At 60.7% G+C, this 12,116-nt stretch carries 8 protein-coding genes and 1 other RNA gene; 3 read left to right on the top strand and 6 right to left on the bottom strand.

Going from position 1 to position 12,116, the window contains the following annotated elements:
• Window positions 1-50: 50 nt before the first annotated feature.
• Window positions 51-2,486, bottom strand: a complete 2,436-nt coding sequence (gene gyrA / locus R3F07_02715) for a DNA gyrase subunit A (protein MEZ5275278.1) — start codon at window positions 2,484-2,486, stop codon at window positions 51-53.
• Window positions 2,487-2,577: 91 nt separating this feature from the next.
• Window positions 2,578-5,091: a DNA topoisomerase (ATP-hydrolyzing) subunit B gene (gene gyrB, locus R3F07_02720; GenBank protein MEZ5275279.1), complete on the bottom strand. Its 2,514-nt coding sequence runs from the start codon at window positions 5,089-5,091 to the stop codon at window positions 2,578-2,580.
• A 128-nt stretch (window positions 5,092-5,219) separates the two neighbouring features.
• Here gyrB and R3F07_02725 point away from each other — a divergent pair, with 128 nt between their 5' ends.
• The 3 genes from R3F07_02725 to rnpB all read left to right on the top strand — a co-directional run bounded on the left by R3F07_02725 (window position 5,220) and on the right by rnpB (window position 7,084).
• Window positions 5,220-5,633: an Rrf2 family transcriptional regulator gene (locus R3F07_02725; GenBank protein ID MEZ5275280.1), complete on the top strand. Its 414-nt coding sequence runs from the start codon at window positions 5,220-5,222 to the stop codon at window positions 5,631-5,633.
• Window positions 5,634-5,949: 316 nt separating this feature from the next.
• Complete coding sequence (locus R3F07_02730; GenBank protein ID MEZ5275281.1) at window positions 5,950-6,666, top strand: C4-type zinc ribbon domain-containing protein; 717 nt, start codon at window positions 5,950-5,952, stop codon at window positions 6,664-6,666.
• A gap of 4 nt (window positions 6,667-6,670) precedes the next feature.
• Window positions 6,671-7,084: RNase P RNA component class A (gene rnpB, locus R3F07_02735), an RNA gene on the top strand.
• A gap of 263 nt (window positions 7,085-7,347) precedes the next feature.
• Here rnpB and R3F07_02740 read toward each other — a convergent pair.
• The 4 genes from R3F07_02740 to R3F07_02755 all read right to left on the bottom strand — a co-directional run bounded on the left by R3F07_02740 (window position 7,348) and on the right by R3F07_02755 (window position 12,086).
• A complete protein-coding gene (locus R3F07_02740) occupies window positions 7,348-8,658 on the bottom strand; it encodes a hypothetical protein (GenBank protein ID MEZ5275282.1) in 1,311 nt (436 codons plus the stop codon).
• A 34-nt stretch (window positions 8,659-8,692) separates the two neighbouring features.
• Window positions 8,693-9,247 carry a prepilin-type N-terminal cleavage/methylation domain-containing protein gene (locus tag R3F07_02745; protein MEZ5275283.1) on the bottom strand — a complete coding sequence of 185 codons (555 nt, stop codon included), beginning with the start codon at window positions 9,245-9,247 and terminating at the stop codon, window positions 8,693-8,695.
• Window positions 9,244-9,681 (bottom strand): type II secretion system protein, encoded by a 438-nt coding sequence (locus R3F07_02750; GenBank protein MEZ5275284.1) that lies wholly within the window; start codon window positions 9,679-9,681, stop codon window positions 9,244-9,246. Before R3F07_02750 ends, R3F07_02745 begins: the two co-directional genes overlap by 4 nt.
• Window positions 9,682-10,226: 545 nt before the next feature.
• Window positions 10,227-12,086 (bottom strand): ABC transporter ATP-binding protein, encoded by a 1,860-nt coding sequence (locus R3F07_02755; protein MEZ5275285.1) that lies wholly within the window; start codon window positions 12,084-12,086, stop codon window positions 10,227-10,229.
• Between the last annotated feature and the right edge of the window lie 30 nt (window positions 12,087-12,116).

Here is a 12,116-nt window from a genome sequence, read left to right on the forward strand (position 1 = left end):
TTGTGCCTCGAATCGAGGCGTAGAGCCTCTCCTACCGCTTATCCTCCTCTTCAGGCTTCCTCCTCGTCGACTTCGACGATCTTGGCGAGGCCGATCAGCTTGTCCTTCGGGGCAAGGTTGACCAGACGCACACCCTGGGTCACCCGACCGATGATGCGGATATCGCGGACCGGACAGCGGACGGTCTGGCCACTCTTGGTCAGGAGCATGATCTCGTCTTCATCACGAACGGAGAGTGCCCCGGCGACGGCGCCGCCCTCCTTGATATTCATGGCCTTGATTCCGCTGCCGCCGCGGCTCTGGCGGCGGTAGTCGTCGAAACTGGAACGCTTGCCGATGCCGGACTCGTTGGCCACAAGCAGGGTCGCCTCCGGGTCGACGATTTCGATCGCCTCGACATAATCGCCTTCGTGCTTGAAGCGGACGCCGGTCACTCCCTGAGTGGCCCGGCCCTGGTCGCGCAGGTCGGACTCGTGGAACCGGATCGACTGCCCCAGGCGGGTAATGAGCACGACGTCATTGTCGCCATTGGTCAGGCGGACACCCATCAGGTTGTCGCCCTCGATGATGCGGATGCCGATGATGCCTCCCTTGCGGGGGTTTGAGTAATCGGCAAGGCTGGTCTTCTTGGTGATGCCCCGGCGGGTGGCCATGACGAGGTGCTGGTCCGCGCTGAAGTCCTTCACGCAGATCATGGCGGCGATTGCTTCGTCCTTCTGCATGGCGAGCAGATTGGCGACCGAGCGGCCCTTGGTCGTCCGTCCGCCCTCGGGGATCTCATAGACCTTCTCCACGTAGACTCGGCCATTGTTCATGAAGAACAGGATATAGTCGTGGGTGCTGGCGGTGAAGAGATGTTCGACGAAATCCTCCTCATACGTATCTGTTCCAATGATACCCTTGCCCCCGCGTTTCTGGGACCGGTATTCGTCGGCGCTGGTTCGCTTGATGAAGCCCTGGCGGGAAACCGTGATGATGCAGCCCTCGTTGGCGATGACATCCTCCATCCGGAATTCGCCTTCAGCCGGGACGATCTCGGTCCGTCGCGGCTGGGAATACCTGGGCTTGAGCTCGAGCAGCTCATCCTTGATCAGGCCGAGCAGTTTGGCCTCGCTTTCGAGAATGCTGCGCAGTTCGCCGATCAGCTGCATCAGCTCCATGTATTCCTTCTCGATCTTCTCGCGTTCGAGTCCGGTCAGCTGGTAGAGGCGCAGGTCGAGAATGGCGTTGGTCTGGCGGAGGGAAAGCGGGTAGCGCGCCATCAATCGATCCCGGGCCTCGTCGCGGTTGGCGGAGGCGCGGATGATCCGGACGAAGTCGTCGAGGTTGTCGAGGGCGATTTTGTAGCCCTCGAGGATATGGGCGCGGTCCTCGGCCTGGCGGAGGCGGTGCTGGGTCCGGCGGTAGACGACCTCCCGGCGGTGATCGACGTAGCAGGTGATCATCTCCTTGATGTTCATCTGCTTGGGCCGCCGGTTGTCGAGAGCGAGGAGGATGACGCCGAAGGAACTCTCCATCGCGGTCATCTTGTAGAGTTTGTTGATGATGACGCGCGGGACTTCACCGCGCTTCAGTTCGATGACAATCCGGGTATTCTCGTCGGATTCATCACGCAGGTCGCTGATCCCCTCGAGGGATTTGTCCGAGACCAGCTGGGCGATCTTGGTGACGAGGGAGGCGCGGTTCACATTGTAGGGGATCTCGGTGATGATGATCATCTCCTTCCCGCTCTTGGTCTCCTCGACGAGGACGCGCCCCTTGATCCGGACGATGCCCCGTCCGGTTCGCAGGTAGGACTCGATGCCGGTGCGTCCGGCTATGATCCCGCCGGTGGGAAAATCGGGCCCGGGCAGCAGTCCGATGATCTCATCGATGCTGATATTCGGATTGTCGATGGTGGCGCAGATGGCATCGATCAATTCGTCGAGATTGTGGGGCGGGATATTGGTGGCCATGCCGACTGCGATGCCGGTGGACCCGTTCATGAGCAGGTTGGGCAGGGCGGCGGGCAGGACGGAGGGCTCGGTGGTGGACTCCTTGTAGTTCGGAACGAAGTCCACGGTATCCTCGTCGATGTTCTTGAGGAGTTCCTCCGCCATGGCGGAAAGCCGGGCCTCGGTGTAGCGGTAGGCGGCCGGGGGATCGCCGTCGACCGATCCGAAATTGCCTTGGGGCTCGATCAGCGGGTAGCGCATGACCCAGTTCTGGGCGAGGCGGACGAGGGTGTCGTAGACGGAGGAGTCCCCGTGCGGGTGATAGTTCTTGAGGACTTCACCGACGACGCCGGCGCACTTGTCGAAGGCCCGGTTGTGGAGCAGGCCCTCGCGGAGCATGGCGTAGAGGATGCGGCGCTGGACGGGCTTCAAGCCGTCGCGGGCATCGGGGAGGGCGCGGGCGACGATGACCGACATCGAATAATCGATGTAGGCCGTCTGCATGATGTCGGTGATGTTGACCTGGGAGATCTTGTCGGAAACGGGATCCATTTACTTGGTTGAGGGAAGGAAACTGCAGAAGAGGTTGAAGCGGGGGTCGAGGCGTGAAGCCCCTCCTGCAGGTCGAACCTCTGAAGGGATTTCAGATGTCGAGATAAGAGACATTGAGTGCGTTGTCTTCGATGAAGGCGCGTCGTGGCGGGACCTCATCGCCCATCAGGATGGTGAACAACTCATCGGCGCGGGCCGCGTCGGCGATATTGACGCGAAGGAGGCGGCGTTTGGCTGGATCCATGGTGGTCTCGAAAAGCTGCTTGGGGTTCATCTCGCCGAGTCCCTTGTAGCGCTGGATGCTCAGCCCGCGGCGGCCGCTGGCGCGGATCTCCCGGAGGACATCGAGGATGGTCTTGAGTTCGATCCGCGTCTCGCTCTTCTGGTCCTGGTTTTCGATCAGGGTGTAGCGGACCTCGTCGGTCGGGGTGAACTGCTGCACATCCATCCCGATGCCGGCCATGGTGAGGAGGAGCTTGGAGATCTCATTGCCCTCAAAAATCTCATGGATGGAAAGGCGGCGGCTGGCGCCTCCGCCCGCGGTGGGAACGTCGATCTGCTCGGACTGGTCTTCCTCCATGCCCATGCGCTGGACAAAGGCGGAGCGTGCCAGGTCATCCATCAGGTACTCGTGGGTCTCCTGGTTGCCCTCGCGAACCCGGGCGATGTATCTAGGAAGTTGATACGTTCCGTTCTTGTGCTGGTCGAGGTAGGATTCGAGGGTGGCTCCGTAGCGGGTGACGCCGCGGCCGAGACGTTCAAGTTGGGCAAGTGCCTCGACGATGGTATCGATCTGGCTGCCGGTGAAGACGTGATTGTCCCGCATCCGGGTGAGGACGACGTCTTCGGAGCCGAGTTCGAGCAGGATCCGGTTGAGCTCCTCGTCGTTCTCGACGTACTGTTCGCGGCGCTTGCGCTTGATTTTGTAGAGAGGGGGCTGGGCGATGTAGACATAGCCGTTTTCGATCAGCCCGTGCATCTGGCGGTAGAGGAAGGTGAGCAGGAGGGTGCGGATATGGGAGCCGTCGACGTCGGCGTCCGTCATGATGATGATCTTGTGGTAGCGGGCCTTGCTGGCATCGAAGGCGCCTTCGCCCTCATGGTTGCCGATCCCGGTGCCGACGGCGGTGATCATGGTCCGGATTTCCTCATTGGCGAGGACCTTGTCGATCCGGGCCTTCTCGGAATTGATCAGTTTGCCGCGCAGGGGCAGGATGGCCTGGGTGCGGCGGTCGCGTCCCTGCTTGGCCGAGCCGCCGGCGGAGTCGCCCTCGACGATGTAAAGCTCGGTCAGGGCCGGATCGCGCTCGGAACAGTCCGCGAGTTTGCCGGGCAGGCCCCCTCCGTAGAGGGCGCCCTTGCGCACGGTCTCGCGGGCCTTGCGGGCGGCTTCGCGGGCACGCGCCGAATTGAGGCATTTGTCGATGATCCGCCTGGCGATCGGGGGATTGGTCTCGAAGAAGAACTTCAGTTTGTCGCCGACCACGCGCTGGACGATCCCGTCGACCTCGCCATTGGAGAGTTTCGTCTTGGTCTGTCCCTCGAAGCGGGGTTCGGGCACCTTGACCGAGATGACGGCGATGAGGCCTTCGCGGGCATCGTCGCCGGTGATGGCGGGATCCTTGTCCTTGAGCAGGTTGTTCGTCTTGGCGTAGGTATTGACCACGCGGGTCAGTGCCGTGCGGAAGCCGGAAAGGTGGGTGCCGCCCTCGGTGTTGAAGATGGAGTTGGCGTAGGCGTAGATCTGCTCGTTGTAGCTGTCATTGAACTGCATCGAGACATCGACAACGGTGGCCGGAAGGTCCGGATTTTCCTCGTTCGACTGGGAATCGGAAAAGGTGATCGGGTCCGGATGAAGGGTGGATTTGGCCCGGTTGAGAAAGCGGACGTATTCGGCGATGCCTTCGTCGAACTTGAAGTTCTCGGTCTTCTCGTTGCGTTCGTCGGCGAGACGGATGCTGATGCCGGGATTGAGGAAGGCCAGTTCCCGGAGACGTTTGGCGAGGAGTTCGTATTCGAAGGTCAGGGTGGTCTGGAAGATCTCCGGATCCGGCTTGAAGGTGATCTTGGTGCCGGTCTTGCGGGTGTCACCGACCTGGGCCAGCTTGGAGACGGTTATACCCCGCTCGAAGCGCATGTGGTGGATCTTGCCCTCCCGGCGGACCTCCGCCTCAAACCATTCGGAGACGGCGTTGACGCACTTGGCGCCGACGCCGTGAAGGCCACCGGAGACCTGGTAGGCGCCTTTGCCGAACTTGCCGCCGGCGTGGAGGTTGGTCAGGACGAGTTCCAGGGCGGGAATCCCGTAGGTCGGGTGGATATCGACGGGGATGCCCCGTCCGTCGTCCTCGACGGAGCAGGATCCGTCCAGGTGGATGGAAACGGTGATGAGGGAGCAGTAGCCGGCGAGTGCTTCGTCGATCGAATTGTCGACCACTTCAAAAACGCAATGGTGGAGACCACGTTCATTGGTGTCTCCAATATACATGTCGGGGCGTTTGCGCACCCCTTCGAGTCCTTCAAGCTTCTGGATTTTCGAGGCGTTGTAGTCGGCGGTTCCCTGTTCGTGAAAGGATTTGATCGGGTCGTCTTGTTCGGAAGGCATACAGTCAATTGGGCAATGGGACATTCTCATCGAAATCCACGGACCCGGACAACCTTTTTTTGGTCAGCCGGGTTGTTTTGACTTTTTAGGGTTGGCAACCCAAGATATGGTCGTAACACATTGATTCCGTGAAGCTTTCGGTCAAAGTCGAATACGCCTGTCGCGTGCTGGCCCGAATGGCGGCGCATTACGGCTCGCGGGAATTGCTGCATATCGAGGAATTGGCGGAATCCGAGGCGGTTCCCGCCAACTACCTGGTGCAGATTCTGGGGGAGCTGCGCAACGGGGGATTGATCGTCAGCCGCCGGGGAAAACAGGGCGGGTATTCCTTGGCTCGATCGCCTGAATCCATCACCATTTTCGACATCGTCGTGGTCATTGAGGGGGACCTTATCGAGATCAACAGCAAGCCGGCGGGTCTGTCCGGCGGGCGGGTGGCGGAGGTCTGGGACGAGATCCGGAGAACTCTGGAGAAGAAAGCCCGGAGTTTCACTCTCGACACGCTCGTGACCGAGGGCGGCGAGCGGATGTACCATATCTGAGGGGGTATAGTCGCGAGAGTTGTCAGTTCTTCGAAGGTCCGCTCAGGCGAACGGTTTGGTGAGACCACCGCTGCCGTCTGCTGCCCTCCGTTACCTCTCTTCTCTCCTGTTCAAATTCTCCAAGACCAGAGCAACCGCCGGGGAAATGACTTTGGATTCTTCGGTTGTTTTACAGGAGCAAACAGAGGAGAAGGAGTGTCCGGGATGGAGAAGATCTCATCTGCCGCATCCGGGAGGAGTGGCAACGTTGGAAAATCCGCCCTATCTGACCTCCGGTTCCGATCCGGCCTTGACGGTTCCGGCCTCCGATCGCTGAATGCGCGGTATGGTGCCCCAATGGCTGGAAAAGTTGCTGATTCTGCAGGACCGGGACGCTCATCGGGCGTTGCTTGAGAAGCAGCTCGATGCCGTCCCGAGGGAGCGTGAGGCGGCAGAGCGCAAGATCGCCGGGCATCGGGCGGCGATCGAAGCGGCCCAGCACCGCGTCCGGGAGCTCGAACTGGAGCGCAGCCGGCTCGAACAGGAGATCGCCTCGGTTGAGGAGCAGGTCCGCAAGTACCGCAACCAGCAGATTCAGGTCAAGAAGAACGAGGAGTATCAGGCCCTGACCCACGAAATTGCCGCGACCGAGGCCAGGATCTCGGAGCTGGAAGGTGCGGAGATCCAGGTTCTCTACGATCTGGACACGGTCCGTGCGAAGTCGGCTGAAGTGGTGGCCACGGAGAAGACGGAGATCGCCTTCCAGGAGAAGCAGATCGCCCGAATGGCCGAGCGGGAGGTGCAGCTCAAGGTTGAGTTGGAGTCGGCTCGTGCCGCCGTCGAGGCGGCCCGGAGTGAGGTTCCCCTCAAGAGCATCAGTGTCTATGATCGCCTGGCTTCCTCGCTGGCCCTGCCGGTCATCGTGCCTCTCGAGGGGCAGAAATGCACCGGCTGTCATCTGAGGGTCTCGGCCGGGGTCGATGCCGAGGTCCGCGGCGGTGGCGAATTGACGGCTTGCGATAACTGCACGCGCATCCTATATTCGGAGGCTTAGTCGGTCTCGGAGCCGGGTATCCGCTTGGTCGGTTCTCTGAAACGCCGTGCTTCGGCACGCTTTTCGGGGTCCGCCTGAGAGGAAAGTCCGGACACCACAGGGCAGGATTCCCCGTGAAAGCGGGGGCACCTTCGGTCAAGCGGAGGTGACGGAAAGTGTCACAGAAAATACACCGCCATCGATTTCGGTCGGGGGTAAGGTTGAAATGGTGGGGTAAGAGCCCACCGCCGGACGAGTGATCGGACGGGCAGGAAAAACCCAATCCGGTGCAAGACAGAATAGGGGACAGGGCGGCCCGCTCAATTGTCCCGGGTTAGTCGCATGCGCTTCGGCGCGGCTCCGCTTGCGGGGCAGATAAATGGATGCCCAGGCTCCTTCGGGAGCCGGACAGAATCCGGCTTACAGGCTCCGGGACCGACGCCTGTTTCCGAATCAGGAATGGAGAATCTTGAGTGAAGATTGAGGAGTCGGGAAAGCTTCTCAGCTCTCGATTCCTGGCTTGTCACTCCAGAGGTGGCACTCTGTTGGGGCGAACCTGGCGTGTGCCTTCGGACTCAATGAGGCTACCCGACGCCAATAGCCGGTGCCCTTGCAGGTCGTCGAGAGGCGTTCACGCCCACCCTCTACGATCGAGCCACGCGGCAGGCCGGACGGGCAGGATTCAAAAAAGCCTGCATCTTTTCAAAGCGAGACCAGTTGTGCCGCTCCGTTGAGTTCGCGCCAGCCGCCGACGGTATAGACTCCGGAGGATCCCAGCTTGGAGAGCGCTTCATCGTAGTGGAACTCAAAGTTGCCGTTGATGAAGGCGGTCTTGACCACGGCAGCGCCAACGAAGACGCCGGAGCTGCCGCCGCCCTTGAGTTCCAGGTCGGCGTTGGGGGCAAAGATGGCGGCGTGAGCGGCCCCGTTGCCGTGCAGTTTGATCGTCTGTGAGGTGGGGTTGGTGCCGTAGAGGATGAGCTTTTCCGAGAGACCGGTCAGGTTCATGACCCCGTTGCCACCGATGTCGACGTCTCCGGCCACGTAAACCGTGAGTGAGGAAGTGGCGCCAACGACGAAATCGCCCTTTATATCGATATCGCCACTGACCACGAGGGTGACGTCTCCGGCGAATTGGGTGACCTGACCGTTATTGTTCGAGATGGAAGTTGCCTTGATGGTGGTCGCGCTGCCCAGAGTCCCGAGGGTTATGTTTCCACTGACATTGGTGTAAATCGCGGTGAAGGATCCCGGAGCGGTGACCGAATCAAAGCTCGCGGTGAAATCCGTTCGAATCCGGTTGGTATCCACGTCAACGCCGCTTGGGGTGTCCGCTCCATGGATTTTACCATTTGAACCGACGGTGGGGGCGGAACCACCGGTGGCCACATAGCCCCAGATCTCCGCGTTGGAAATGGAAACCGCATCGGAGGTCACGAGCACGCTTCCGACCGATCCGTTGTCCTTCCGCTTGGCGAAATCGTAGAGCCCTCCGGTCGAGGCGGCGGGATCGGAGGAATCAAAGCTGTCGACGTAGGCATTGCCGCCCTTGAATTCGACGGTGTCCTTGGCGACGATGCCATTGGCGAAGAAGGACTTCCTGCTCACCGTGATCTCGACCTGCTTGCGCAGGGCGGGACCGGAGTTGAGGTTGGCCAGTCCCTCGGAAACGATTCGGGGAGACGGATCAGTGGCGTAGTCGAAGACCCGGACCCGGATCTGCCCGGTGTTGCCCGAGCCGAGGTTGATGCCCGAGATCGTCCGGTTCATGTGACCGCTGTTCGCGGTCCACCCGGTCCAATCCGAATTGTTCAAGGCGAAGAGGGCTTCCTCGAGACCGGCTTCCGCCAGGTTCAGACAACTGTTCGAATAAAACGACCGGGTGGAAAGCTGATAGGATCCCATTGCCATCTTCACATAGGATCCAAGGAAGATAGCCAACCCGAGGGTCAGGATCATGGTGACGAGGAGAACCGAACCGCGGCGGCTGTCGCCTGAATGATGAGATCTCATGGGCTGCTCTTGGGGTGACGGAAACGGACCTGGGTTAATTGCTGGCCACCTTGTTTCGCATGATGAAGCGCGCGGAGATGACGTTATTGGTTGCGCGGAACTTCCCTCCTCCGGAGCGGACGGTGCGGGCGTCGAGCTGGATCTGCTTGGTCTCAAGGTTGTTGGTCGCGGCATTGTGAAGAAGATTGAAGCGCTTCAGGGTCAGGGCCTCGACCCCGGTCAAGAGGGTTTCCTCATCGGCTGTTCCGTAGGCGCGGTAGAAGGCGCGATCAGCCGGGACGTAGGTGTAGCTCACGGTGTAGGTGGATCCGGCACCATCCGGGACGGTCAGGGTAAGCCCGGCTGTGCTGAATCCGGAAATGTCGGAGGAGGCACGGATTTCCCGGCTGAAAGTCTCGACGGCGTAGCGGCTTTCCTGGTCGAGGGTCGAGTAGTCGTTCAGGCTGACGCAGCTCTTCGCGATAAAGACAAAGGACGACATGACGGCGCCCATGACCATGGAGCCGATGACGATGGCGATGAGGATTTCGGTCAGGGTGAATCCACCCTTCTGACTGTGTTTGTCGCGCCTGGTGCAATTCGTGATCATAGCTTGGTGTAGTAGTAGTCGTTCAGGCCGTCCTTGCCCATGTAGGTCGTGTAGCGGCGGGAATGAACCTGGCCGGAGGTGGCCGTCCATTGGACATTGACAATGATGGCTTTGGTATTGGCCCTCAAGCTGGTCAAAATGCGATTGCCGGTGAAGCGGTTGAGCGAGGCATTGTTCAGATCAGAGTCGATGGTGATGGCCTCATTGGAGGGGAGGGCGGAGATCTGGGCCCAGTTCATCAGACGAAGGGTCTCGATTTCGCTTTGAATGATCTGGGCAGCCAGGGTGTTGAAGCGCGCGTTCTCCAGCAGGCGGTAGCCGACGGTCATGGCGCCGATGGAGCTGAGGAAGACCATCCCCAGTACGACCGACGCCACGAGGACTTCAACCAGAGTGAATCCTTCCTTTGTGTTCAGACGTGAACGGTGCGGCATGGGTCCTGTTTCGGCTGTGGGTTTGTTCTCTTCAGGTTCGATCCCGTTGGATGGCGGCGATTCAGAGGTGTATCACGGGCTTGGCCTCAGGCTCTACCGAACGTGGATGAGTAACACCCTCCAGTCCGGTGAGGGAAAGGCGCAGGGCCGGGACCGCCGGGCGCGCCGTTCTGACAGTCGATGGTGGACTCGACGATCGATCCCCTCAACTGAGCGCCATTCCGGAATACTGCGGTTGGTTCCTTCCTTTACTACGTAGTATACCAGAATGGCGCTTAGTTAGCGCCATGGCGCAATGAGCCAACAAAGCTCTGTTTGCTCTTCGACGGCGGGTCCGGAGGCCCCGCCCTACCACCTGGAAACGGAGCATGCATAGCAGGGCTGGACGTCCTCTCCGAGGCGTAGGCTCGACGAGCCGGAGGCCCGGCCAGCCGCAACGGTTGTCCGAGACATAACAACGATCAACACCCTTAACTGTGCGCCATTCCAGTATACTACGTATTGTGCTACGTATTGTTTTCCACGCCATTGGCCGAGCCTCCGGCTCAGCGCACCTCGAGGACCTCTTCCTCCTGCTCCCGGCGGAACTGGTTGGTGTAGAGTTCGTAGTAATGGCCGCGGTTGGCGATCAGTTCCTCGTGGCGTCCGCTCTCCTCGATCCGCCCCTGGTTGATCACGAGGATGCGGTCGGCCGCCCGGATGGTGGAGAGGCGGTGGGCGATGACGAAGCTGATCCGGCCCGAGAACATGGTCTTGAGGCTTTCCTGGATAAGTTGCTCAGTCGCGGTGTCGATCGACGAAGTGGCCTCGTCCATGATGAAGATCTGGGGATCCGCCAGGAGGGCCCGGGCGAAGGAGATGAGCTGCTTCTGACCGGTGGAAAGGCGGTTGCCGCCTTCCCCCACGTCGGTATAGTAGCCGTACTCAAGTTCGCTGATGAATCCGTCGGCATTGACCAGCCGGGCCGCTTCCTCGACTTCCTCGCGGGTGGCTTCCAGCCGGCCGTAGCGGATGTTCTCGAGCACGCTGCCGCTGAAAAGGTGGGGGGTCTGGAGGACGATGCCCAGCCTGCTCTGGAGCCAGGCGAGGCTGCGTTGGCGGTAGTCGATCCCGTTGATGAGGATTTCACCGGCGGTCGGTTCGTAAAAGCGGCTGGCCAGGTTGACGATGGTGCTTTTGCCGCCGCCGCTCTGGCCGACGAGGGCGATCATCTGTCCGGCCTTGACCGTGAGGTTGAAGTCGCGAAGCACCATCTGGCCGCTCTCATAGGCGAAATCGACGTGGCTGAAGCGGATTTCGTCGACCCGGTCGGGCAGACCGTCGATCGCGACGCCGGGAGTCCTGTCTCCGTGGCCGGTTGCTTCGATCCGGGCGAGGACCTCCGGCGAATCCTTGATCGCCGGGACGGTGTCGAGCAGGCTGATGACCCGCTCGCCCGCCGCCTGGGCGCCCTGGAGGTTGACGAGGACGCGGGCCACCTGGTTGATCGGGTTGAAGAACTGTCCGGCGTAGAAGATGAAGGCGACGAGCGTGCCGACGGTGATGGATCCAACCATGACGCCGATGCCTCCCTGCCAGAGAACGAGTCCGGCCGCGATGCTCCCGAGGGTGAGCACGATGGGCAGGTAGACGGCTGACTGGAGGGAATTGCGGACGGAGGCATCGAACATGCCGCTGGTCAGAAGCTTGAACTCGGACAGGTTCTCGGCTTCGCGCACCAAGGTCTTCGATGTCCGCATGCCCTGGATGCTCTCATTGAAGGAGCCGGTGATGAGCGAGTTGAATTTTCGGGTTTCCCGGGCGCTCAGGAGCAGGCGTTTCTGGAAGAAAGCGCTGATCACGACAAGGGGAGGGAGGACGGAAAGCAGGAGCAATCCGAGCTTCCAGTTCATGACGAGGAGGATGATCGAGATGAAGACGATCAGGCAGGTGGCCCAGATGAAATCGAGGAAGCCCCAGGCGATGATACGGGCAAGCTTGTCGCAGTCCGAAGTCATCCTCGAGATCAGCCAGCCGATCGGGCGGGTGTCGTAGTAGGCGAATTCCAGTTCCTGGAGGCGCTCGAAACTGGCCCGGCGGATGTCGTGGGCGACACGATTGGAGATCTGGCCGGCCATGTTGATGAAGATGAAGACGCCGCTCGCCAGCCCGACGGTGAGACCGAGGTAGATGCCGCCGTAGAGCCAGAGGCGGACACCCGGCCCGTTGGCGACGACCTCGTCGATGGCGGCGCGGGTGACCTGAACGAAGCTGGCATCGATCGCCGCAAGGATCACGGCGGAGATTCCGAGCAGAGTGAGCTGGGGCTTGTAGTGAAGGGCGTGGGAAAAGACGCGCCTCCAGAGTCCGAAGTCGAGTCGGCTGTGGAACGCGTCTTCCTGGGGGACTTGATTGGCGGTGGTCATGAACGGAACGAAGAATTCGGATTGGGGAGT

It is taken from the genome of Opitutaceae bacterium (assembly GCA_041395105.1).
In the GTDB taxonomy this organism is placed as follows: Bacteria; Verrucomicrobiota; Verrucomicrobiia; order Opitutales; family Opitutaceae; genus B12-G4.

Bases quoted from the DNA above. Each gene is read 5' to 3' on its own strand.
- gyrA (MEZ5275278.1), bottom strand. From the start codon at position 2,486: ATGGATCCCGTTTCCGACAAGATCTCCCAGGTCAACATCACCGACATC.
- gyrB (MEZ5275279.1), bottom strand. From the start codon at position 5,091: ATGCCTTCCGAACAAGACGACCCGATCAAATCCTTTCACGAACAGGGA.
- R3F07_02730 (MEZ5275281.1), top strand. From the start codon at position 5,950: ATGCGCGGTATGGTGCCCCAATGGCTGGAAAAGTTGCTGATTCTGCAG.
- R3F07_02740 (MEZ5275282.1), bottom strand. From the start codon at position 8,658: ATGAGATCTCATCATTCAGGCGACAGCCGCCGCGGTTCGGTTCTCCTC.
- R3F07_02745 (MEZ5275283.1), bottom strand. From the start codon at position 9,247: ATGATCACGAATTGCACCAGGCGCGACAAACACAGTCAGAAGGGTGGA.
- R3F07_02750 (MEZ5275284.1), bottom strand. From the start codon at position 9,681: ATGCCGCACCGTTCACGTCTGAACACAAAGGAAGGATTCACTCTGGTT.
- R3F07_02755 (MEZ5275285.1), bottom strand. From the start codon at position 12,086: ATGACCACCGCCAATCAAGTCCCCCAGGAAGACGCGTTCCACAGCCGA.